The sequence below is a fragment of the Klebsiella sp. CN_Kp104 genome (genome assembly GCF_040064515.1).
Classification (GTDB): domain Bacteria; phylum Pseudomonadota; class Gammaproteobacteria; order Enterobacterales; family Enterobacteriaceae; genus Klebsiella; species Klebsiella aerogenes.
This window is the reverse complement of the sequence record NZ_JBEAII010000045.1, coordinates 15,929-39,683: the sequence shown is the minus strand read 5'-3', so window position 1 is coordinate 39,683 and position 23,755 is coordinate 15,929. Positions and strand designations below refer to the sequence as shown.

Below are 23,755 nucleotides of genomic sequence, written 5' to 3'. Positions count from 1 at the left end.
TTTTGAGGCCACCAACACCGGCAGTTTCAGTAGCCTTGGGAACAGAGGTAAAATTGAGAGCTTCATCTCGCAATGGTACGGGCCGTAGCCCGGGTAAGGCGTCAGCCGCTACCCGGGAATGCATCCAGCCTACGCGATGACGGGGAGCGCAGGTTTACTTCTTCGGCTGGTCTTTGTTCGGCCAGTCGTCATCGTCATCCCACTTGCTATTGAAGTCGCGATGCGGCGGCAGATCCGGTTTGTTATCGAGATATTTTTTCGGGTCGACGCGATTAAGATCTTTAATCACGTTGATCATCACGCCGACTAAAAATACCAACACCAGAATCCACCAGTGGTTGATAAGCCATTCCATGCTGTGTCCTCTTTTTACCCCGCAGCGGCGCTGCAGGGTAATCGTTATTGTCGTCAGGCGACCAGTTGTTCCATGATGCGTTGATACATCCGCGCCAGCAGCTGCAGGTCGGCGGCATTGACGCATTCATTAATTTTATGAATGGTCGCATTCACCGGACCCAGTTCAACTACCTGCGCGCCCATGCGGGCGATAAAGCGTCCGTCAGAGGTACCGCCGGTGGTTAGCAACTGCGGTTTTACTTCATTATAGTGCTCAATGGCGTTCACTACCGCATCGACAAGATTGCCGCGGCCGGTCAGGAATGGCTGGCCGGAAAGCCACCATTCGACGGTATAGCGCAGCTGATATTTCTCCAGCAGCGCGATGATGCGTGCTTTGATCATCTCGTCGGTCAGCTCGGTGCTGAAACGGAAGTTGAACTGAACGAACATATCGCCAGGGATGACGTTGTTACTGCCGGTGCCAGCCTGCACGTTGGCGATTTGCATGCTGGTCGGCGGGAAGTACTCATTGCCTTTATCCCATTCGATAGCCACCAGCTCCGCCAGCATCGGCGCGGCGCGGTGTACCGGGTTATCGGCGAGGTGCGGATAAGCGACGTGGCCCTGGACTCCATGAATCGTCAGGTTACAGGTGAGTGAACCGCGACGGCCATTTTTCACGACATCGCCAACCACTTCGGTACTTGAAGGTTCGCCGACCAGGCAGTAATCAAGGCGCTCGTTACGCGCCATCAGCGTTTCGACCACTTTTACCGTGCCATGGGTGGCGCTGGCTTCTTCATCTGAGGTGATGAGAAACGCCAGGCGTCCTTTATGATCCGGATACTGCGCGACAAAGCGCTCGGCGGCGACAACCATCGCCGCCAGCGATCCTTTCATATCCGCCGCGCCGCGGCCAAACAGCATGCCATCACGAATAGTTGGTTCAAACGGCGGATTGATCCAGCGGTCGGCATCGCCGGCCGGTACCACATCGGTATGGCCGGCAAAGGCCAGCGTTTCACCCTGTCCACGCCAGGCCCAGAAATTTTGCGTATCGCAGAAGTCCATTGCTTCAACGGTAAAACCGATCGCCCGCAGACGTTCAATCATTAACGCCTGGCATCCCGCATCATTGGGGCTAAGGGAAGGGCGGCGAATAAGCTGCTGAGCCAGCTCAATGACCGGGCAAGACATAGACTACACCTCGTTAATAAATTTTTCGTAGTTTGCTTCGCTAAAGCCCAGCAGCATAGGCTGACCGGGCGCGCAGAGCAATGGGCGTTTGATAATTGCCGGCATTTCCAGCATCAATGCCGCCGCCGCATCGGCATTATCGATACCGGCGCGGACCGATTCATCGAGTTTGCGCCAGGTGGTGCCGCGGGTGTTAAGCAGCGCTTCCCAGCCTAATTCGGCAATAAAGGTATTCAGCAATTCGCGGTCCAGTCCGTCAACACGATAGTCGTGGAAGCGATAGTCTATCTGATGGGTTTCCAGCCAGCGGCGGGCCTTTTTAATGGTGTCGCAGTTTTTGATGCCGTACATGGTCAACATAATTAAACCTTCACGTTAAAAGAATATGTTTCTCAGTTTTTTCCGAATATATAAGCTTTGTTAAATAATACGTGAATCGGCTGGATAAATATAACTTTTCAGCCTTGTCTGATTAAAATTTGTTCTTTTTCGCGACAGACTAAGATAATGAATTACAGGAATTCTGATATTAACAAAATGTTGCGTAATGTTGCTCTGTGTCACATTAAATTTACATGAACCGGCTTATGGTAGCCGCAAGCCAGAGTATTCAAGGCTTGCGGCGACAAGAAAAGCGATTAGAGCGATAGATCGGACGAACTTCTCCTGAGCGGGGAAATTACCTAAAATCGCCATAATAATAAGAGAGGCTATTATGATTGAACATGAACTGGGGAACTGGAAAGATTTTATCGAAGACATGCTGCGTAAATAAAATCTGGCTTTGTCGGTACTGAAGACAATGTTTGACCCATGAAAAAGGCGACTATGACAGTCGCCTTTTCTGTTATTTGCAGGTTTATTCCGGCCTCTCTTTCAGCGGGAAGCGGCGGCGCACCAACACGAAGAACAGCGGTACAAAGAAGATGGCCAGCACGGTGGCGGAGATCATTCCGCCCATGACGCCGGTACCAACAGCGTGTTGGCTGCCGGAGCCCGCGCCGGTACTGGTTGCCATTGGCAGCACGCCGAAGATAAACGCCAGTGAGGTCATCAGTATCGGGCGTAGACGCTGGCGACAGGCCGATAGCGTGGCGGTCAGCAGATCTTCGCCTTTCTGGTTCAGTTCGTTGGCGAACTCAACAATCAGGATGGCGTTCTTTGCCGACAGGCCGATGACCGTCAACAGACCAACCTGGAAGTAGACGTCGTTTTCCAGGCCGCGCATCCAGGTCGCCAGCAGCGCGCCGATAACCCCCAGCGGCACCACCAGCATCACCGAGAATGGTACCGACCAGCTTTCATATAGCGCCGCCAGACACAGGAACACCACCAGCAGAGAAATGGCGTACAGGGCAGGCGCCTGAGCGCCAGACAAACGCTCCTGATAGGACATCGCCGTCCATTCAAGGCCGAAACCGTTCGGTAGCTGTTTGGCTAACTCTTCCATGATGGTCATGGCGGTACCGGTACTGACGCCTGGCGCGGCCTCACCGACGATCTCGACCGCTGAGTAGCCATTGTAACGTTCGAGGCGCGGTGACCCCGTTTCCCAACGCGAGGTGGCGAAGGCGGAGAACGGTACCATGGTGCCGCTACTGTTACGCACATACCACAAATTGATATCGTCAGGCAGCATGCGATATTTTGCCGCCGCCTGGACGTAGACCTTCTTCACGCGTCCGCGATCCATAAAGTCGTTTACGTAGCTCGAACCCCAGGCGGTCTGCAGCGTATCGTTAATATCATCAATAGAGACCCCCAGCGCCTGGGCTTTACGCTGGTCGATATCAACCTGTAGCTGCGGGCTGTCGTCCAGACCGTTGTGGCGAACGCGGGTGAGCTGGTCGTTGTTCGCCGCCAGCTCCAGCAGCTTGTCGCGTGCTGACATCAACGCCTCGTGACCGTTACCGGCGTGGTCTTCGAGCTCCATATCGAAGCCCGCGGAGCTGCCAAGGCCGCTGATGGCCGGTGGGCTGCTGGCAAAAACGCGCGCTTCTTTAATTTTGTTGAAGGCTTTGGTCGCGCGCTCAATGATAGCGAACGAGGAACCGGTTGTCGGGTCGCGCTGGTCCCAGTCTTTCAGGCGGACAAACATACGAGCGACATTCTGGCCGTTGCCGCCGGGGCCGGAGCCGACGGTAGCAAATACCGACTCGACGTTACTCTTCTCGTTATTAAGGAAATAATCCTCCGCTTTCTGCACCACTTTCAGCGTCTGCTGTTGGGTGGAACCGCTCGGAAGCTGTATCGAGGTGGTGAACATACCGCGGTCTTCCAGCGGCAGGAACGAAGTCGGCAGATGCAGGAACAGCAGCACCATGCCGCCGAGCAGCAGGACGTAAATCAAAATCCAGCGCAGCGAGCGATGGAGAATTTTGCCCACGAAAGTTTCATAGCGGCTGGCGCTGCGGTTGAAGGTGCGGTTAAACCAGCCGAAGAACCCTTTTTGACCATGCTCCTCGCCTTTGTGAATCGGTTTTAACAGCGTGGCGCAGAGCGCCGGGGTGAGGATCATCGCCACCAGCACCGACAGCACCATTGCTGAAACGATGGTGATGGAGAACTGGCGGTAAATGGCGCCGGTGGTGCCGCCGAAGAAGGCCATAGGGACGAATACCGCCGAAAGGACCATGGCGATACCGACCAGCGCCCCCTGGATCTGCTTCATCGATTTTCGCGTCGCTTCGCGCGGCGAAAGACCTTCTTCGCTCATAATGCGCTCGACGTTTTCGACCACGACGATGGCGTCATCGACCAGCAGGCCGATAGCCAGCACCGTCGCGAACATCGTCAGGGTGTTAATACTGTAGCCGCAGGCGTAGAGCACCGCGAAGGTGCCCATCAATACCACCGGCACGGCGATGGTCGGGATCAGGGTCGCGCGGAAGTTCTGCAAGAACAAATACATGACCAGGAACACCAGCAGAATCGCCTCCAGCAGCGTTTTTACCACATCGGTAATCGAGGCTTTTACAAAAGAGGTGGTCTCGTAGGCGACTTTATACTGCAGCCCGTGAGGAAAATATTGCGACAGTTCATCAAGACGGGCGATAACGCGCTCGGCGGTGGCCATTTCGTTGGCGCCGGAGGCGAGCTTAATTCCCAGTCCCGAAGCGGCCTGACGATTATAGCGGCTCAGATAATCATATTTTTCAGCGCCCATTTCGACGCTGGCGACGTCGCCCAGCGTGACTTCCGAACCATCCTGATTCACGCGCAGGGTAATATCGCGGAACTGCTGCGGCGTTTGCAGCAGCGATTGTGAGTTGATGGTGGCGTTCAGCGCCTGTTTATCCACCGACGGGGTACCGCCCAACTGGCCGACGGCAATCTGCGCGTTTTGCGATTCGATGGCGTCAGTCACATCTTTCGCCGTCATCTGATAGCTGTTGAGTTTCGCCGGATCGAGCCAGATACGCATTGAGTACTGTGAACCGTAGGCGTCGATATCGCCGACGCCGTTTACGCGGCTTAGAGGATCCTGCACGTTACTGGCGACGTAGTCGGCAATATCCTGCTTATCCATGCTGCCGTCGGTAGAGACAAACGCAAGAGTGAGAATGTTGGTGTCGCCGGTTTTGCGCACCGTGACCCCCTGATTCTGTACCGCCTGCGGCAGTTTACGCATCGCCGATTGCAGCTGGTTTTGTACCTGCTGCACTGCTTCATCCGGGTCGGTACCTGCGGTAAAGCTCAGGGTAACCGTTGCCTGACCGGTGGCGCTACTTTGCGATGACATGTACATGAGGTTATCGAGGCCGGTCATATTCTGTTCGATAACCTGGGTCACGGTATTCTCTAGCGTCTGCGCGGAGGCGCCGGGATAATTGGCCGTCACCCGGACGTTAGGCGGCGCCAAATCCGGATATTGTTCTACGGGGAGCGACAAAATTGCCAACGTGCCGGTCAGGACCAACAGAATAGCCAAAACCCAGGCAAAGATGGGGCGATCGATAAAGAAATTCGCCATCGGAATCAGGACCTCATTGTATACATTTTTTGTTATTGCGCAGCTTGTGACACTTTATAGTTAACCCCGCAGGCAATCGTGGAGAAATTAAGGAGATAGTGTAATTTATCATGTGTCTTTTATGAGAGCGTAAAGAAACCTCTGCCGCTCCTCTCTGAATTTATATGCGCTTATCACGTCTTTTCTGTCATTCCGTCAAAGCCGCCTATTATTGCTCAGCTAAATGAAACAAAATTTCATTCAGGTCAATATTTTTGATCTAAACCGGATTCTGGCGAGAAAAGCCGATTTCTGGGCAAATGACCATTGTCCCACGGTCATGATGTCAGGTAATAAACAGTCATACTAAATGAGGGGTTATTAGCGATAAGCCGGAAGGATGTATGAACCACTTTATTATGAGCGATAGTCGCAAATGCATCGGATGCAGGGGCTGCGAAGTGGCCTGCGTGATGGCGCATAATGGCGAACAACATGTCTTGACCCCACAGCGCTTTTTGCCGCGTATTACCGTTATTAAAAACCAGAAACAGCGTAACGCGGTAACCTGTCGTCACTGTGAAGGCGCGCCCTGCGTGCGTAGCTGCCCTAATGGCGCCATTAGCCAGCAGGATGACAGCGTATTGGTGCATGGAGAAAAATGTATTGGCTGTAAATCCTGCGTGGTGGCTTGCCCCTTTGGCGTGATGCAAATCGTCGTCACGCCAGACGGCAGGGCAACGGCGCACAAGTGCGACTTATGCTATGAGCGCCAAGCCGGGCCGGCCTGCGTGCAGAATTGTCCGGCGCAGGCATTACAGCTGGCGACCGATTCCACGCTAAGCGAGATGGCGAAAACGCGGCGCCTGCGGGCAGCGCGTGCGGATGCGGCGTCGTGGCAACATCGTACTTTCACCGCTTTAGCGTCAACCTCTGGCGATAAGGCCAGCCAGATGGCGGCCACGCCCGCGCGCGGCGAGGCGGATAAACTGGCGGCTGACGCGCGTAAACAGCACTTTGGCGAAATTTATTTGCCGTTCAGCGCCGCACAGGCGCAGCGGGAAACGCAACGCTGTCTGAAATGCGGCGATCGCAGCATCTGTGAGTGGACCTGTCCGCTGCATAACCATATTCCGCAGTGGATCGAGCGGGTAAAAGCCGGCGACATCGCCAGCGCCGTTGAGCTTTCCCATCAAACTAACTGTCTGCCGGAAATCACCGGCCGCGTCTGCCCGCAGGATCGCCTGTGCGAAGGCGCCTGTACGCTACGCGATGAGAGCGGCTCGGTGACTATCGGCAACATTGAACGCTATATCTCCGACCAGGCGCTGGCCGACGGCTGGCGCCCGAACCTTTCGGCGGTAAAAGCCAGCGGCAAGAAGGTTGCCATCATCGGCGCCGGGCCTGCGGGCCTGGCCTGCGCCGACCTTCTGGCGCGTAGCGGCGTGGCGCCGGTGGTGTTCGATCGCCACCCGGAAATCGGCGGCTTGCTGACTTTCGGTATTCCGCCTTTCAAGCTGGATAAATCATTGCTGGCCCGTCGGCGCGAGATTTTCAGCCAAATGGGCATCCGCTTTGAACTGAACTGCGAGGTGGGCAAAGACATCGAACTCGCTCAACTGCTTGCAGACTATGACGCGGTTTTCGTCGGCGCCGGTACCTATCGCTCGATGAAAGCCGATCTGCCCAATGAGGAGGCGCCGGGCGTGTATGAAGCGCTGCCGTTCCTTATCGCCAACACTAAACAAGTGATGGGGCTGGAAGCGCTGGCCGATGAACCTTATATCGATACCGCCGGGCTGAATGTTGTCGTGCTGGGGGGCGGCGATACGGCGATGGACTGCGTGCGTACCGCGCTGCGCCACGGCGCGCAACAGGTTACCTGCGCCTATCGTCGGGATGAAGCTAACATGCCGGGGTCGAAAAAAGAGGTCAAAAACGCCCGCGAAGAGGGGGCGAGCTTTGAATTCAATGTTCAGCCGATCACCCTTGAGCTCGGCGAGGACGGCCGGGTCAGCGGCGTGCGCTTTCTGCGTACCCGGCTTGGCGAACCGGACGCTCAGGGCCGCCGCAGCCCGTCGCCGATCCCCGGCAGCGAATTTGTGATGCCTGCCGATGCGGTCATTATGGCGTTTGGTTTTCACCCGCATTCGATGCCGTGGCTGGAAGTCGCAGGGGTACAGTTGGACAGTCGCGGGCGGATCAAGGCGAACGTGGAGAGCCGCTATCGTTACCAGACCAGTAATCAGAAGATCTTTGCCGGCGGCGACGCGGTACGCGGCGCGGATTTGGTGGTGACGGCGATGGCGGAAGGGCGGCATGCCGCGCAGGGGATCATGGACTATCTTGGTGTCGCTTCCGCACTGCCGCACTAACGACAAAGCAGGCTCCGCGGCGTAGTATGACTGGGTTATTTCACGCTGCGGAGTTTGCATGTCACTTAATATTCACGTCATTAAAGATAAAATCCTCTCCGAAAACTACTTTCTGCTGCGCAACATGACCTATGAGTTGACGCGCCGCGACGGCAGCGTCGTGCGTCACAAACGCGAAGTGTACGATCGCGGCAACGGCGCCACGGTTCTGCTTTACAACCCCAACAAGCAGAGCGTGGTACTGGTGCGTCAGTTCCGCGTCGCCACCTGGGTTAACGGCAACCCGGATGGCATGCTGATTGAAACCTGCGCCGGGCTGCTGGATAACGACGCGCCAGAGGTATGCATCCGCAAGGAGGCGATTGAGGAGACCGGCTATCAGGTCGGCGAGGCGCGCAAGGTCTTCGAACTCTATATGTCGCCCGGCGGCGTGACCGAACTGATTCACTTTTTTATCGCCGAATACAGCGAGGCGCAGCGCGCTAACCGGGGCGGCGGCGTAGATGATGAAGATATTGAGGTGCTGGAACTGCCGTTCGTCCGGGCGCTGGAAATGGTCGCCAGCGGTGAAATCCAGGATGGCAAAGCGGTGATCCTGCTGCAATACCTACAAAATTCCGGCCTCATGTCGCGGGATCTCTGATAAATCTGATTGAGCAAAACCCCGCCAGTGCTGATGATAATGACGAATTAGAAATCACTCTGTCAGTCATACTTCGGGATTGTGCCGCTCATGTTTTATCGGGTTTTAATGCTGCTTTTTTTCGGTTTTCTGCCGACGTCGTTGGCGTGGGCGGCGCCAGCCCAGCAGTTGTTTGGAGATTGGCTTGTCACCTGCAACAATCAAAATTATTGCGTCACGCGTAATGTCGGGCTACATCATGGATTGGTGATGACGTTAAGCCGCAGCGCGGGGGCGGCCACCGATGCCGCTTTACGCATCGAACTTGGCGGCGTTGGTAATCCGGTCGCCGCGCTGGCGGCCATCGGCCCGCGGCTGCAGCTAGATGGAAAACCGCTGCATTTTGACGGTAAACATTGGCAGATTGCCGATAAGCTGATTAAAACCGGTGATAGCGTCAGTATCGACGCTTTCCTGCAGCAGGCCCAGGAGGGGAAAGAGATTACCCTGCAAAACGGTCTGCAAAGCATTTCATTGAAGGGCCTGAAGGCCGCGCTGCTATTTATTGATAATCGGCAAAAGCGGGTCGGCAGCGAAACCGCGTGGGTCGGCAAAGGTGAAGAACCACCGCTCAGCGTACCGCCAGCGCCGGCGTTGCGAACCGTAGGCAAAGCGGAGGTGGCGCAGTCGCCCCTCAGCCGCGACGAACTTAATGAGCTTATCGATTACGGCAATGAGCAGATGAACGCCAGCCCCTGTTCGCTCGATCCTTTCCGCCGGGAAATCCGCGTCACCGCGCTGACCGATGAGAAAGTTCTGCTGATGACCAGTTGCGAAGCGGGCGCCTACAACACCGTCTGGCTGGCGTGGCTGGTGTCGCGCAAAACGCCGCATCTTGCCCGCCAGGTGCGCCTGGCGCTGCCTTTCCAGCCGCCCGGCAATGCGCCGCGCGATATTGAGTTGATTAACGCCAGCTTTGACGAGCAGCGTCATGAACTGGTGACCTTCGATAAAGGCCGCGCGCCGGGCGATTGCGGGATCCAAACCCGCTGGCGTTATGACGGCCAGCGGTTTAATTTGACCCGCTACGCTCAGCAACCGCAGTGCGATAACTGGCAGGGGCCAGACGCCTGGCCCACACTATGGATCACCCGTTAAGCACCTTACGGCTGACTTCGACAATATGTTCAGCGGTAAAGCCGAAGAACGGGAACAGCTTGTCGGCGGGCGCCGATTCCCCGTAGCGGGTCATACCAACAATTGCGCCTTTCAGGCCGACATATTTATACCAGTAGTCGGCAATACCGGCTTCGATAGCGACGCGGGCGCTAACATCGGAAGGCAGCACCGACTCGCGCCAGCCCTCATCCTGAGCATCGAAAACGTCGGTGGAAGGCAGCGACACCACCCGCACGTTTACGCCGCTGGCCAGCAGCGTCTCCGCCGCCTGAACGGCGATCTCGACTTCCGAACCTGTGGCGATCAGGATGAGATCCGGCTTGCCGCCCGCATCCTTCAGAACGTAACCGCCGCGAGCAATTTCCTGCACCTGTTCCGGCGTACGGGCCATTTGCGCCAGATTCTGTCGTGAAAGGATTAATGCGGTAGGGCCGTCCTTGCGCTCAATGGCCGCCTGCCAGGCGACGGCGGTTTCCACCTGATCGCACGGACGCCAGGTACTAAAATTGGGCGTCAGGCGCAGGCTTGCCAGTTGCTCTACCGCCTGGTGTGTTGGACCGTCTTCGCCAAGGCCGATTGAGTCATGGGTATAGACCATAATCTGATGCGCCTTCATCAGCGCCGCCATGCGCGCGGCGTTGCGCGCGTATTCGACGAACATCAGGAAGGTCGAGGTATAGGGAATAAAACCGCCGTGCAGGGCGATGCCGTTAGCCACCGCGGTCATACCGAATTCGCGTACGCCGTAGTGGATATAATTACCCGCCTGATCCTCTTTGATCGACTTCGAGCCGGACCAGATCGTCAGGTTACTGGGCGCCAGGTCGGCGGAACCGCCGAGCAGCTCAGGCAAATCCGGGCCGTAGGCGTTAAGCGCATTTTGTGAAGCCTTACGGCTGGCGATCTTCGCCGGTTCCGACTGTAGCTTCGCTACATAATCGCGGGCCGTTTTTTGCCAGTTATCCGGGAGCTCGCCTTCCATGCGCCGTTTGAGCTCAGCCGCCAGTTCTGGATACTGCTGCTGATAAGCGGCGAATTTTTCATTCCACGCATGTTCTGCTTTCTCGCCGCGCGGCCGCGCATCCCAGCCCTGATAAATTTCTTTCGGGATTTCAAACGGCGGGTATTTCCAGCCCAGCTGTTCGCGGGCCAGCGCGACCTCCTTTTCCCCCAAGGCCGCGCCGTGCGACTCTTCGGAACCGGCTTTATTTGGTGAACCAAAGCCGATTATGGTGCGGCAAATAATCAGCGAGGGTTTGTCTGTTACCGCCTGCGCCTCCTGGATTGCCTGCTTCACCGCCTGCGGATCGTGACCGTCGATATCGCCAATCACGTGCCAGTGGTAGGCGCGAAAGCGCTCGGCGGTATCGTCGGTGAACCAGCCTTCAACGTGGCCGTCAATAGAGATACCGTTGTGATCGTAGAACCCGATCAGCTTGCCTAATCCCAGGGTGCCCGCCAGCGAACTGGCCTCGTGAGAAATCCCCTCCATCAGACAGCCATCGCCCATAAACACCCAGGTGTAGTGATCGACGATGTCGTGGCCGGGACGGTTAAACTGCGCCGCCAGCGTACGTTCGGCGATAGCCATCCCGACGGCGTTAGCCAGCCCCTGGCCGAGCGGCCCGGTGGTGGTTTCCACGCCGGGGGTATAACCATGTTCCGGGTGACCCGGCGTTTTCGAATGCAGCTGGCGGAAGTTTTTCAGCTCATTCATCGGCAGATCGTAGCCGGTCAAATGCAGCAGGCTATACAGCAGCATCGAAGCATGGCCGTTAGACAAAATGAAACGATCGCGATCGTACCAGTGCGGGTTTGTCGGGTTGTGCTTGAGAAAATCGTTCCACAGCACTTCGGCGATATCCGCCATCCCCATCGGAGCGCCGGGGTGGCCGGAATTGGCTTTCTGGACGGCGTCCATGCTCAGGGCGCGAATGGCGTTAGCAAGCTCTCTTCGGGACATAGTCGTTTACTCCGTGACAAAGGATGACAGTTTTGCTGCTAGCAGATCTTCCAGTTTGCGTTGATCGACGGCGAACTGGCGAATACCTTCCGCCAGTTTTTCTACCGCCATCGGATCCTGGTTATGCTCCCAGCGGAATTCCGCTTCGCTCATCGGAACCGGGCGCGGCAGTATCTGATGAGCGGGGATGAGTTTGCGTATTACCGGCGCGTCGCTGGCCTGCAGCTCTTGTAACAAGGCCGGGGAGATGGTGAGGCGGTCGCAGCCAACCAGCGCGAGGATTTGTTCGGTGCGGCGGAAGCTGGCGCCCATCACGATGGTGTTGTACTTATGGAGTTTGAAATAGTCGTAGATATTGCGCACCGATTTCACCCCCGGGTCTTCATCAACCACGTAAGGATCTAACGGCTGACGAGCCTGATACCAATCGTAAATACGCCCGACGAAGGGCGAAATCAGAAACACGCCGGCTTCAGCGCAGGCGCGAGCCTGGGCGAAAGAGAACAGCAGCGTCAGGTTGCAGTGAATCCCTTCTTTTTCCAGCACCTCCGCGGCGCGGATCCCTTCCCAGGTGGAGGCGAGTTTGATCAGGATCCGCGACTTATCGATCCCCATTTCCTGATAGAGAGCGACCAGATGGCGCGCTTTTTCAATACTTTTTTCTCGGTTAAAGGAGAGGCGGGCATCGACTTCGGTGGAGACGCGCCCTGGGATGCTTTTGAGTATTTCCGCACCAAAATTGACCGCCAGTTTATCGCAGGCATTGGCGACCTGCGTCTCGCGGTTGCCGCCCTGTTTTGCAGCCCAGGCGAGGGCATCATCGATAAGCCCGGCGTAGTTATCCAGTCCGGCAGCCTTTAAGAGCAGCGAAGGGTTGGTGGTGGCATCTTCAGGCTGATAGTGGCGGATAGATTCAATATCGCCGCTGTCGGCGACTACGGTGGTGAATTGTTTGATACTGTCTAGCTGGTTCATTAAAAAGTACTCCTGGAACAATAAGTTGCATGAGTTCTTGTCGTTATGCGGTAGAGGTCGTGATGAGGTACATAACTAAAAAGCATAGCAGACGGGGCTATCATTGACCGTGAAACTAGGTTACATAAATATTATAAATTGATAACAACCAGACCTTTGTGATGGCAAGAGTATGGCGGCCTTCAAAGTTTAAACCGCCGTCAGGCGCGATACTAAGCCTCGCCTTAAGGCGGGCCGACGGCTCGCCATCACGCTTCACCCCCTACGATTCGATACGTGAAAGGAACCATAAAATGGATGAGCAGTTGAAACAAAGCGCCCTCGATTTCCACGAGTTCCCGGTGCCCGGGAAAATTCAGGTGTCGCCGACCAAGCCCCTGGCGACCCAACGCGATCTGGCGCTGGCATATTCGCCGGGCGTTGCCGCGCCGTGCCTGGAAATTGAGAAGGATCCTTTGGCCGCTTACAAATACACCGCTCGCGGCAACCTTGTGGCGGTGGTCTCCAACGGTACCGCCGTCCTCGGTTTAGGCAATATCGGCGCGCTGGCCGGAAAACCGGTAATGGAAGGAAAGGGCGTTCTGTTTAAAAAGTTCGCCGGTATCGATGTGTTCGATATTGAAGTTGATGAGCTGGATCCTGACAAATTCATTAATGTCGTTGCCGCCCTGGAGCCGACGTTTGGCGGCATCAACCTCGAAGATATTAAAGCGCCGGAATGTTTCTACATTGAGCAGAAACTGCGTGAGCGCATGAATATTCCGGTGTTCCACGACGATCAGCACGGCACGGCGATTATCAGCACCGCGGCGATCCTCAACGGTCTGCGGGTGGTCGAGAAGAATCTCTCCGATGTGCGGATGGTGGTCTCCGGCGCGGGAGCGGCGGCAATCGCCTGTATGAACCTGCTGGTGGCGCTGGGAATGCAGAAACACAATATCGTGGTCTGCGACTCGAAAGGCGTTATCTATAAAGACCGTGAAGCCAACATGGCGGAAACCAAAGCGGCCTACGCGGTGGAAGACGACGGGAAACGTACCCTCGACGATGTCATTGATGGCGCGGACATTTTCCTCGGCTGCTCCGGGCCGAAAGTTCTGACCCCGGAGATGGTCAAGAAAATGGCGCGCTCGCCGCTGATCCTCGCTCTGGCGAACCCGGAGCCGGAAATCCTGCCGCCGCTGGCGAAGGAAGTGCGCGACGACGTGATTATTTGTACCGGCCGTTCCGACTATCCAAACCAGGTCAACAACGTGCTGTGCTTCCCGTTCATCTTCCGCGGCGCGCTGGATGTTGGCGCGACGGCGATAAACGAAGAGATGAAGCTGGCGGCGGTTCATGCTATCGCCGAGCTGGCGCATGCCGAACAGAGCGAAGTCGTGGCTTCCGCCTATGGCGACCAGGATCTCAGCTTTGGCCCGGAGTACATTATTCCGAAACCGTTCGATCCGCGTCTGATCGTCAAGATCGCCCCAGCGGTCGCTAAAGCGGCGATGGAATCCGGCGTGGCGACGCGGCCAATTGCCGACTTCGATGCCTACATCGAGAAGCTGAGCGAGTTCGTTTATAAAACTAACCTGTTTATGAAGCCGATCTTCTCCCAGGCGCGCAAAGAGCCGAAGCGCGTGGTGCTGGCGGAAGGTGAGGAGACTCGCGTGCTGCACGCCACGCAGGAGCTGGTATCTCTGGGGCTGGCGAAGCCAATCCTCATCGGTCGCCCGAGCGTGATTGAAATGCGTATCCAGAAACTGGGTCTGCAGATCAAACCGGGCGTGGACTTTGAAATCGTCAATAATGAATCCGATCCGCGCTTTAAAGAGTACTGGAGCGAGTACTATCAGCTGATGAAGCGCCGCGGCATTACCCAGGAGCAGGCGCAGCGGGCGGTCATTAGCAACACTTCGGTCATTGGCGCGATCATGGTTCATCGCGGTGAGGCGGATGCGATGATCTGCGGAACCATCGGCGATTATCATGAGCACTATCGCGTGGTTCAGCCACTGTTTGGCTTCCGCGACGGCGTCAGCACCGCCGGGGCGATGAACGCGCTGCTGCTGCCTAGCGGCAACACCTTTATCGCCGATACCTATGTCAACCACGATCCATCGCCGGAAGAGCTGGCGGAGATCACCCTGATGGCGGCGGAAAGCGTGCGTCGTTTTGGTATCGAACCGCGCGTGGCGCTGCTGTCGCACTCTAACTTCGGTTCAGCTGATTGCCCGTCCGCCAGCAAAATGCGCAAAACGCTGGAACTGGTGAAGGCGAGCGCGCCGGATCTGATGATTGACGGCGAAATGCACGGCGACGCCGCGCTGGTGGAGAGCATCCGCAATGATCGTATGCCGGATAGCCCGCTGAAAGGGGCGGCTAATATTCTGGTGATGCCGAATATGGAAGCCGCGCGTATCAGCTACAACCTGCTGCGCGTCTCCAGTTCGGAAGGGGTAACCGTCGGGCCGGTACTGATGGGTATCGCTAAGCCGGTGCATATTCTGACGCCTATCGCCTCCGTGCGCCGTATCGTCAACATGGTGGCGCTGGCGGTCGTGGAAGCGCAGACCCAGCCGCTGTAAACGCAAAAAATTAAGCCCCGGTATTCCGGGGCTTTTTTGTCTCAGGTGGCTAAATTCAGATCCACTCTTTCACTTTGATAAACTCGCTCAGCGCGGCTTCCGGGCTGCCTTCCTGCGGATGGTAGTCATACTCCCAGCGCACCAGCGGCGGCATCGACATCAGAATAGACTCCGTACGCCCACCGGTCTGCAGGCCGAACAGCGTGCCGCGATCCCACACCAGATTGAATTCCACATAGCGCCCGCGGCGATAAAGCTGGAAATCGCGTTCGCGCTCACCGTAAGGCGTGGTTTTTCGACGCTCAACGATCGGCAGGTAAGCGTCGGTAAAGCCGTTGCCCACCGCCTGCATAAAGGCGAAGCAGTGGTCGAAGTCCGGGGTATTTAAATCATCGAAGAACAGGCCGCCAATGCCGCGCTGTTCGTTACGGTGCTTAAGGAAGAAGTAATCATCGCACCACTTTTTATAGCGCGGATAGACCTCGTCGCCGTACGGCAGGCATAAATCGCGGGCAGTACGATGCCAGTGAATGGCGTCTTCTTCAAACCCATAATAAGGCGTTAGATCAAACCCGCCGCCGAACCACCACACCGGGTCGGCGCCGGGCTTCTCGGCAATAAAAAAGCGAACGTTAGCGTGGCTGGTCGGCACATAGGGGTTGCGCGGATGCACCACCAGCGAAACCCCCATTGCTTCAAAGCTGCGCCCGGCCAGTTCCGGGCGGTGGGCGGTAGCCGAGGCGGGCATCGCATCGCCGTGGACGTGAGAAAAGTTAACCCCGGCCTGCTCAAAGATGCCGCCGTTACGTAAAACCCGGCTGCGTCCGCCGCCGCCGCCTTCGCGCTGCCAGCTATCTTCAACAAAATCCTTGCCGTCAACGGCGGAGAGTTTGGCGCAAATGGCATCCTGCAGCTGAAGAAGGAAGGCTTTGACCTGCTGTACATCGGGTTTCATTAACGTCTCTTCGAATGCGCTTTCTGGTTATCGAACCAGTGGAAATAACTAATAATGCCGGAAGCGATAGCGTTAGCAATCTTCTGGCGGAAAGCGGTTGTGCCGAGTAGCTTCTCTTCATTTGGGTTGGTAATGAACGACGTTTCGACCAGCACCGAGGGAATCGAAGGGGACTTCAGCACCACAAAGGCCGCCTGCTCTGTATTGCGGCTGTGCAGTTTATGCACCGGCTTAATCTTTTTCAGAATATGCGAGCCGAGCGTCAGGCTGTTCTTAATGGTGTCGGTTTGCACCAAATCGAACAATACCTGCTGCAGCAGATGGTCCTTATCCGTCGCTTTTTTACCGGCGACCTCATCGGCGCGGTTTTCGCGCTCGGAGAGGTATTTCGCCATGGCGCTACTGGCGCCGCGGTTGGAGAGCGCAAAGACGGAGGCGCCGGCCGCACTCGGGTTGGTAAAGCCGTCGGCGTGAATCGACATAAACAGATCGGCGCCGTGCTGGTGGGCGATCTCAACGCGATCGTACAGCGGAATAAAGGTATCGCCGCTACGCGTCAGACGGGCATCGATGCCGTTGCTGCGTAAAATGCTGCGCACATTTTTAGCAATGGCCAGCACGACGTGTTTTTCTTTCGAACCGTTGTGGCCAATTGCCCCCGTATCGATGCCGCCATGACCGGGGTCAAGCATCACCAGACGCCTGCTGCCTGCTTTCTTTGCGACGGGTTTGCTGTGTCCATTGGAAGTTTTTAGCGGCTGCTCTTTGGCAGTGGCTTGGGAAGCGACGCCGGTTAGCGTCATCGCAGCCAGTCCTGCTTTCAGCACCTGACGGCGCGAAGCAAGTATTTTTAATGGTTTAAAAGTGCTCATTCGGCCTGAATTGTAAACAAGTGATGTCCAATGTTATATCGTATCGCGTTTCCCGTTACGACCACTCAAAATAAGAATTGTTTTACTTTTCATTTCAATACATGACAAAGCGATATTATGCCATTTTTTGCTGATGATTTCGCCTGATATTGGCTATCAGTCATATTCGCGCCATAATCACTGTTTTTAACCGTAAATGGTGGGGAATACCATGGAGATTCGCGTTTTTCGCCAGCAGGATTTCGAAGAAGTGATCACCCTTTGGGAGCGCTGCGATCTTCTGCGCCCATGGAACGATCCGGAAATGGATATCGAGCGTAAGCTCAACCACGACGTGAGCCTGTTTCTGGTCGCGGAAGTGAACGGTGAAGTGGTCGGGACGGTGATGGGCGGTTACGACGGCCACCGCGGTTCCGCTTACTATCTTGGCGTACATCCGGAATACCGCGGCCGCGGTATCGCTAATGCGCTGCTCAATCGGCTGGAAAAGAAGCTGATCGCCCGCGGTTGCCCGAAAATTTCAATTATGGTGCGTGACGATAACGATGTGGTGCAGGGGATGTACGAGCGTCTCGGTTACGAGCACTCGGATGTACTCACCTTGGGTAAGCGCCTGATTGAAGATGAAGAATACTGAATTTATTCCTGCCGATTATGATACCCAGGGTCGTTTACGGCTGCCGCTGTTGTTTTGGGGCGTGCTGTTGCTGCAGGCGCGCACCTGGGTGCTGTTCGTCATGGCCGGAGCCTCCCGCCAGCAGGGGGATGCGCTGCTGAACCTGTTTTATCCCGATCACGATAACTTCTGGCTGGGTTTACTGCCCGGCGTACCGGCGGTCGCGGCATTTTTGTTGAGCGGTCAGCGTCAGCGTTTTCCCCGGATCTGGCCGCTGATGCGCTGGCTGCTGATTGCTTCACAGGCGCTGTTGCTGGCCTGGCAGCCGTGGCTGTGGTTCACCGGCGAGGCACCTTCCACGCTGACCATCGCCCTGCTGGTGGCCGATATTTATGCGCTATGGTGGCTGATAACCAGCCGCAGGTTGCACGCCTGTTTTCGCCTTGAAGCGCTTTAATGGCACTTTTTGCCGATCGCGCACTCCAACATGCGTTGAATGAATCAGAAAGGATTGAGTTATGAAATCGCTACGTCTAATGCTTTGCGCGCTTCCGCTGGCGCTAACCGGCTGCTCAACGATGAGCGCGGTGAACTGGTCGGCTGCCTATCCATGGAACTGGTTTGGTTCCTCCAACGAGGTCACCGAGCAGGGCGTGGGTAAACTGACGGCGTCGACGCCGCTCAATGAACAGGCAATTAGCGATGCCCTCGGCGGCAGCTACCGTCTGCGCAGCGGAATGAAAACCGCGGATGGCAAAATCGTTCACTATTTTGAAGCGCTAAAGGATGACAAGCTGGCGCTGACTATCAACGGCGATGGCGGTACGGTGAGCCGCATTGATGTGCGCGATAGCGCGATTCCCGCCGCCAGCGGCGTGAAAATCGGTACCCCGTTTAGCGAGCTGTACGGCAAAGCGTTCGGCAACTGCGAGAAAGGCGTTCCCGACAACGGCGCGGTGGTGGAATGTAAAGCGCCTGGCAGCCAGCACATCAGCTACGCCTTTACTGGCCACTGGAGCGGCCCGGACGAGCTGATGCCGTCCGACGATACCCTGAAGAACTGGAAAGTCAGCAAAATTATCTGGCGTCGCTAATTTGATCTGAAGAGACACGTGGGCGGATAAAAACGGTTACAATGGCGCGTTAGCAACGTCATAGCGTTGTGGTTGCATCATTTCAGGAGGAGCGATGTCTCAGGTTCAGAGCGGCATTTTGCCGGAACATTGCCGCGCGGCGATTTGGATTGAAGCCAATGTAAAAGGGGACGTTAACGCCCTGCGCGAAGCGAGCAAAATTTTTGTCGATAACGTGGCCACCTTCCAGGCTAAATTCCCTGACGCCAAACTCGGCGCGGTGGTCGCTTTCGGCAATACCGTCTGGCGTCAGCTGAGCGGTGGTGAAGGCGCGGAAGAGTTAAAAGATTTTCCGGTTTACGGCAAAGGGCTGGCGCCATCCACGCAGTATGACGTGTTGATTCATATTTTATCCGCCCGTCATGAAGTGAACTTTTCCGTCGCCCAGGCGGCGGTGGCCGCTTTCGGCGACGCCATTGAAGTGAAAGAAGAAATTCACGGTTTCCGCTGGGTGGAAGAACGCGATCTGAGCGGCTTCGTCGACGGCACCGAAAACCCGGCAGGCGAAGAAACCCGCCGTGAAGTCGCGGTGATTAAAGACGGCGTTGACGCGGGCGGCAGCTACGTATTCGTGCAACGCTGGGAGCACAATCTTAAGCAACTGAACCGCATGAGCGTGCCGGATCAGGAGATGATGATTGGCCGTACCAAAGAAGCCAATGAAGAGATCGATGGCGACGAGCGTCCGATTACTTCGCACCTGAGCCGCGTGGACTTAAAAGAAGATGGCAAAGGGCTGAAAATCGTCCGCCAGAGCCTGCCATACGGTACCGCCAGCGGCACTAACGGCCTGTACTTCTGCGCCTACTGCGCACGCCTGTATAACATTGAGCAGCAGCTGCTGAGTATGTTCGGCGATACCGACGGTAAGCGCGATGCCATGCTGCGCTTCACTAAACCGGTGACCGGCGGTTATTACTTCGCGCCGTCGCTGGAGCGTATTCAGGCGCTGTAATTTTTCCCCTCACCCTAACCCTAACCCAGAGGGTTAGGGTGTAAGCGAATCCAGCATACGTACAGCCGCTTTCAGCAAAGCTTTGCCAGTTGCTTATTCTCTTTTCTACTTCCAAATCGCCAAACGGTATATAAAACCGTTACTCCTTTCGTACTCGTTATAAATATGATGATCATCAGTAAATGATCATTTTTGATAAGGGTGCGCAATGGCCGTTAAATCACTGAAAAAAGGATATCTGGCGCTGGCAGCTTCCATGCTGCTGGTGGCGCAGGCGCAGGCGACTGAACTGCTGAACAGTTCCTATGATGTTTCCCGCGAGCTGTTCGCCGCCCTTAATCCGCCTTTTGAACAGCAGTGGGCAAAAGAAAACGGCGGCGACAAGCTGACCATTAAGCAGTCACATGCGGGCTCCTCCAAGCAGGCGTTGGCGATTCTGCAAGGTCTGAAGGCTGACGTCGTGACCTATAACCAGGTGACGGACGTCCAGATTCTGCATGATAAAGGCAACCTGATCCCGGCAGACTGGCAGAGCCGTTTGCCGAATAACAGCTCGCCGTTCTATTCGACCATGGCGTTCCTGGTGCGTAAGGGCAATCCCAAAAATATTCATGACTGGAACGATCTGGTGCGTTCTGACGTGAAGCTGATCTTCCCGAATCCTAAAACTTCAGGCAACGCGCGCTATACCTATCTTGCGGCCTGGGGGGCGGCGGACAAAGCCGATGGCGGCGATAAAGCCAAAACCGAACAGTTCATGACCCAGTTCCTGAAGAACGTCGAGGTATTCGATACCGGCGGTCGCGGCGCGACGACCACCTTCGTCGAGCGCGGGTTGGGCGATGTGCTGATTACTTTTGAATCGGAAGTTAACAACATCCGTAAACAGTATGAAGCGCAGGGGTTCGAAGTCGTTGTGCCGAAGGTCAATATCCTCGCCGAATTCCCGGTCGCGTGGGTAGACAAAAACGTTAAGGCCAACGGTACTGAAAAAGCGGCGAAAGCCTACCTGAACTATCTCTATAGTCCGCAGGCGCAGACCATCATCACCGATTACTACTATCGCGTGAACGATCCGAAAGTGATGGCGTCGCTGAAAGATAAATTCCCGCAGACCGAACTGTTCCGCGTGGAAGACCAGTTTGGCAGCTGGCCTGAAGTGATGAAAACCCACTTCGTCAGCGGCGGCGAGCTGGACAAACTGCTGGCAGCGGGGCGTCAGTAATGTTGGCTGTGTCGTCCAAGCGCGTGCTGCCGGGCTTTACCCTGAGCCTTGGCACCAGCCTGCTGTTTGTGTGCCTGATTTTACTGTTGCCGCTCAGCGCGCTGGTGATGCAGCTGGCGCAGATGAGCTGGGCGCAGTATTGGGAGGTGATTACCAACCCTCAGGTGGTCGCCGCCTATAAAGTCACGCTGCTGTCGGCCTTCGTGGCCTCGATTTTTAACGGCGTGTTCGGCCTGCTGATGGCGTGGATTCTTACCCGTTATCGTTTTCCAGGCCGTACGCTGCTCGATGCCCTAATGGACCTGCCGTTCGCGCTGCCGACGGCGGTGGCGGGCCTGACGCTGGCCTCGCTGTTCTCGGTTAATGGCTTGTACGGCGAGTGGCTGGCGAAGTTTGATATCAAAGTGACCTATACCTGGCTTGGCATCGCGGTGGCGATGGCCTTTACCAGCATCCCGTTTGTGGTGCGTACCGTGCAGCCGGTGCTGGAAGAGTTAGGGCCGGAATATGAAGAGGCGGCGGAAACCCTCGGCGCGACGCGCTTACAGAGTTTCCGCAAAGTGGTGCTGCCTGAACTGTCGCCAGCCCTGCTGGCGGGGATTGCGCTGTCGTTTACCCGCAGCCTTGGCGAGTTCGGTGCGGTGATCTTTATCGCCGGCAACATCGCATGGAAAACGGAAGTGACTTCGCTGATGATTTTCATTCGTTTGCAGGAGTTTGATTACCCGGCGGCGAGCGCGATTGCCTCGGTGATCCTCGCGGCTTCGCTGCTGCTGCTGTTCTCTATCAACACCCTGCAGAGTCGCTTTGGTCGACGCGTGGTAGGTCACTAATGGCGGAAGTTACTCAATTGAAGCGCTATGACGCGCCCCGGATCAACTGGGGCAAATGGTTTCTGATCGGCGTCGGGATGCTGGTATCCGCCTTCATCCTCGTGGTGCCGATGATTTATATTTTTGTCCAGGCTTTCAGTAAAGGGTTAATGCCGGTGCTGGAAAACCTGGCCAATCCGGACATGCTGCACGCCATCTGGCTGACGGTGATGATCGCGTTGATTACCGTGCCGGTGAATCTGGTATTCGGTACGCTGTTGGCCTGGCTGGTGACGCGCTTTACCTTCCCTGGCCGCCAGCTGCTGCTGACGATGCTGGATATCCCGTTCGCCGTCTCGCCGGTGGTGGCAGGTCTGGTTTATTTACTGTTTTACGGCTCCAACGGCCCACTCGGCGGCTGGCTTGATGAGCACAACATGCAGATCATGTTCGCCTGGCCGGGTATGGTGCTGGCGACTATCTTCGTCACCTGCCCGTTTGTGGTCCGCGAGCTGGTACCGGTGATGATGAGCCAGGGGAGCAACGAAGATGAAGCGGCGATACTGCTCGGCGCTTCCGGTTGGCAGATGTTCCGCCGGGTGACGCTACCCAATATTCGCTGGGCGCTGCTGTACGGCGTGGTGCTGACCAACGCCCGCGCGATTGGCGAATTCGGCGCGGTGTCGGTCGTTTCCGGCTCGATCCGCGGCGAAACGCTGTCGCTGCCGCTGCAAATTGAATTACTGCAGCAGGACTACAACACCGTCGGTTCGTTTACCGCCGCGGCCCTGCTGACGTTAATGGCTATTTTGACCCTGTTTTTAAAGAGTATGTTGCAATGGCGTCTGGCCAATCAGGAAAAACGCGCGCAACAGGAGGGAAATCATGAGCATTGAGATTGCCAATATTAAGAAATCGTTTGGTCGCACCCAGGTGCTGAATGATATCTCGCTGGATATCCCTTCCGGGCAAATGGTTGCGCTGTTGGGGCCGTCCGGCTCCGGTAAAACCACCTTATTGCGGATTATCGCCGGGCTGGAGCATCAATCCAGCGGCCATATCCGTTTTCACGGTACCGACGTGAGCCGAATGCACGCGCGCGATCGTAAAGTGGGCTTTGTTTTCCAGCACTATGCGCTGTTTCGACATATGACGGTATTCGATAACATCGCCTTTGGCCTGACCGTGCTGCCGCGCCGTGAGCGTCCCAATGCGGCGGCGATTAAAGCCAAAGTGACCAAACTGTTGGAGATGGTGCAACTGGCCCATCTTGCTGACCGTTATCCGGCGCAGCTTTCCGGCGGCCAGAAGCAGCGCGTGGCGTTAGCGCGCGCGCTGGCGGTCGAGCCGCAAATTCTGCTGCTGGATGAACCCTTTGGCGCGCTGGATGCGCAGGTGCGTAAAGAATTGCGCCGCTGGCTGCGCCAGCTGCACGAAGAATTAAAATTCACCAGCGTGTTTGTTACCCACGACCAGGAAGAGGCGATGGAAGTCGCCGATCGGGTAGTGGTAATGAGCCAGGGCAACATCGAACAGGCCGATGCGCCTGAACGCGTCTGGCGTGAACCTTCGACCCGTTTTGTGCTCGAGTTTATGGGCGAAGTTAACCGCCTGCAGGGCACCATTCGCGGCGGCCAGTTCCACGTCGGCGCCCACCGCTGGCCTTTAGGCTATACCCCGGCATACCAGGGGCCGGTCGATCTGTTCCTGCGGCCGTGGGAAGTAGATATCAGCCGCCGTACCAGCCTGGATTCGCCGTTGCCGGTGCAGGTGCTGGAAGCTAGTCCGAAGGGGCACTACACCCAATTAGTCGTCCAGCCTCTTGGGTGGTATGACGAACCGCTGAGCGTGGTGCTGGCGGGCGATGAGGCTCCGTCCCGCGGCGAACGCCTGTTTGTCGGCTTGCAGAATGCGCGCCTGTATAACGGAACCGAGCGCATCGAGCCGCGCGGCGAACTTGCTCTGGCAGAGTCGGCCTGATAGCTTAAATCCACGTGCTTTTGCCGGGCGGC

General features: G+C 56.4%; 20 protein-coding genes and 1 pseudogene. 13 read left to right on the top strand and 8 right to left on the bottom strand.

From position 1 onward, the window contains the following. Nucleotides 1–154: 154 nt before the first annotated feature. The 3 genes from ABLU80_RS23100 to ABLU80_RS23090 are packed head-to-tail and all read right to left on the bottom strand — an operon-like array spanning nt 155 to nt 1,896. Nucleotides 155–355, bottom strand: coding sequence for a YpfN family protein (locus ABLU80_RS23100; RefSeq protein ID WP_015365470.1), 201 nt, complete (start codon nt 353–355; stop codon nt 155–157). A 53-nt stretch (nt 356–408) separates the two neighbouring features. Further along, on the bottom strand, nt 409–1,536 hold the full coding sequence (gene dapE / locus ABLU80_RS23095; protein WP_348850496.1) for a succinyl-diaminopimelate desuccinylase: 1,128 nt from the start codon (nt 1,534–1,536) through the stop codon (nt 409–411). Nucleotides 1,537–1,539: 3 nt separating this feature from the next. Then, nucleotides 1,540–1,896 carry an ArsC family reductase gene (locus ABLU80_RS23090; protein ID WP_047037111.1) on the bottom strand — a complete coding sequence of 119 codons (357 nt, stop codon included), beginning with the start codon at nt 1,894–1,896 and terminating at the stop codon, nt 1,540–1,542. Nucleotides 1,897–2,251: 355 nt separating this feature from the next. Here ABLU80_RS23090 and ypfM point away from each other — a divergent pair, with 355 nt between their 5' ends. Next, nucleotides 2,252–2,311, top strand: a complete 60-nt coding sequence (gene ypfM, locus ABLU80_RS23085; RefSeq protein WP_087867655.1) for a protein YpfM — start codon at nt 2,252–2,254, stop codon at nt 2,309–2,311. Between the two features lie 84 nt (nt 2,312–2,395). Here the strand turns inward: ypfM and acrD are convergent, their stop codons facing one another. Beyond that, on the bottom strand, nt 2,396–5,509 hold the full coding sequence (gene acrD / locus ABLU80_RS23080) for a multidrug efflux RND transporter permease AcrD (RefSeq protein WP_163374610.1): 3,114 nt from the start codon (nt 5,507–5,509) through the stop codon (nt 2,396–2,398). A gap of 383 nt (nt 5,510–5,892) precedes the next feature. Here acrD and aegA point away from each other — a divergent pair, with 383 nt between their 5' ends. From aegA to ABLU80_RS23065, 3 genes and pseudogenes are all read left to right on the top strand, one after another. Next, nucleotides 5,893–7,863: a formate-dependent uric acid utilization protein AegA gene (aegA, locus tag ABLU80_RS23075; RefSeq protein ID WP_260842060.1), complete on the top strand. Its 1,971-nt coding sequence runs from the start codon at nt 5,893–5,895 to the stop codon at nt 7,861–7,863. A gap of 58 nt (nt 7,864–7,921) precedes the next feature. Further along, nucleotides 7,922–8,519: pseudogene (gene nudK / locus ABLU80_RS23070) on the top strand (GDP-mannose pyrophosphatase NudK). A gap of 77 nt (nt 8,520–8,596) precedes the next feature. Further along, nucleotides 8,597–9,643 (top strand): DUF1176 domain-containing protein, encoded by a 1,047-nt coding sequence (locus tag ABLU80_RS23065; protein ID WP_348850495.1) that lies wholly within the window; start codon nt 8,597–8,599, stop codon nt 9,641–9,643. On the opposite strand, the gene tkt is transcribed toward ABLU80_RS23065, so the two are convergent. Both tkt and tal read right to left on the bottom strand, forming a co-directional pair. After that, nucleotides 9,633–11,627 carry a transketolase gene (gene tkt / locus ABLU80_RS23060; protein WP_260842059.1) on the bottom strand — a complete coding sequence of 665 codons (1,995 nt, stop codon included), beginning with the start codon at nt 11,625–11,627 and terminating at the stop codon, nt 9,633–9,635. The genes ABLU80_RS23065 and tkt overlap by 11 nt on opposite strands. Nucleotides 11,628–11,633: 6 nt before the next feature. Beyond that, the gene (gene tal / locus ABLU80_RS23055) at nt 11,634–12,602 is read right to left on the bottom strand and encodes a transaldolase (RefSeq protein WP_015365479.1); all 969 of its coding nucleotides are present in this window, start codon (nt 12,600–12,602) and stop codon (nt 11,634–11,636) included. A gap of 293 nt (nt 12,603–12,895) precedes the next feature. On the opposite strand from tal, the gene maeB reads away from it, so the two are divergent. Then, nucleotides 12,896–15,175, top strand: a complete 2,280-nt coding sequence (gene maeB / locus ABLU80_RS23050) for an NADP-dependent oxaloacetate-decarboxylating malate dehydrogenase (protein WP_015365481.1) — start codon at nt 12,896–12,898, stop codon at nt 15,173–15,175. A gap of 55 nt (nt 15,176–15,230) precedes the next feature. Here maeB and hemF read toward each other — a convergent pair whose 3' ends face one another. Further along, nucleotides 15,231–16,130, bottom strand: a complete 900-nt coding sequence (hemF, locus tag ABLU80_RS23045) for an oxygen-dependent coproporphyrinogen oxidase (protein ID WP_047038280.1) — start codon at nt 16,128–16,130, stop codon at nt 15,231–15,233. Further along, nucleotides 16,130–17,002, bottom strand: a complete 873-nt coding sequence (gene amiA / locus ABLU80_RS23040; protein WP_015365483.1) for an N-acetylmuramoyl-L-alanine amidase AmiA — start codon at nt 17,000–17,002, stop codon at nt 16,130–16,132. Before amiA ends, hemF begins: the two co-directional genes overlap by 1 nt. 211 nt (nt 17,003–17,213) lie before the next feature. On the opposite strand from amiA, the gene ABLU80_RS23035 reads away from it, so the two are divergent. The 8 genes from ABLU80_RS23035 to cysA all read left to right on the top strand — a co-directional run bounded on the left by ABLU80_RS23035 (nt 17,214) and on the right by cysA (nt 23,723). After that, nucleotides 17,214–17,639 (top strand): GNAT family acetyltransferase, encoded by a 426-nt coding sequence (locus ABLU80_RS23035; RefSeq protein WP_015365484.1) that lies wholly within the window; start codon nt 17,214–17,216, stop codon nt 17,637–17,639. Then, a complete protein-coding gene (locus ABLU80_RS23030) occupies nt 17,626–18,075 on the top strand; it encodes a DUF2919 domain-containing protein (protein ID WP_047044705.1) in 450 nt (149 codons plus the stop codon). Before ABLU80_RS23035 ends, ABLU80_RS23030 begins: the two co-directional genes overlap by 14 nt. A gap of 61 nt (nt 18,076–18,136) precedes the next feature. Then, a complete protein-coding gene (locus ABLU80_RS23025) occupies nt 18,137–18,712 on the top strand; it encodes an RpoE-regulated lipoprotein (protein WP_015703137.1) in 576 nt (191 codons plus the stop codon). A gap of 94 nt (nt 18,713–18,806) precedes the next feature. Beyond that, on the top strand, nt 18,807–19,706 hold the full coding sequence (locus tag ABLU80_RS23020; RefSeq protein WP_032715067.1) for a Dyp-type peroxidase: 900 nt from the start codon (nt 18,807–18,809) through the stop codon (nt 19,704–19,706). A 208-nt stretch (nt 19,707–19,914) separates the two neighbouring features. Next, nucleotides 19,915–20,931: a sulfate ABC transporter substrate-binding protein gene (locus tag ABLU80_RS23015; protein WP_015365488.1), complete on the top strand. Its 1,017-nt coding sequence runs from the start codon at nt 19,915–19,917 to the stop codon at nt 20,929–20,931. Then, nucleotides 20,931–21,764, top strand: coding sequence for a sulfate/thiosulfate ABC transporter permease CysT (gene cysT, locus ABLU80_RS23010; RefSeq protein WP_015365489.1), 834 nt, complete (start codon nt 20,931–20,933; stop codon nt 21,762–21,764). Before ABLU80_RS23015 ends, cysT begins: the two co-directional genes overlap by 1 nt. After that, entirely contained in the window at nt 21,764–22,639 is an 876-nt protein-coding gene (gene cysW, locus ABLU80_RS23005; RefSeq protein WP_015703135.1) for a sulfate/thiosulfate ABC transporter permease CysW, read from the top strand. Before cysT ends, cysW begins: the two co-directional genes overlap by 1 nt. Beyond that, nucleotides 22,629–23,723, top strand: a complete 1,095-nt coding sequence (cysA, locus tag ABLU80_RS23000) for a sulfate/thiosulfate ABC transporter ATP-binding protein CysA (RefSeq protein ID WP_015365491.1) — start codon at nt 22,629–22,631, stop codon at nt 23,721–23,723. Before cysW ends, cysA begins: the two co-directional genes overlap by 11 nt. Nucleotides 23,724–23,755: the final 32 nt, after the last annotated feature.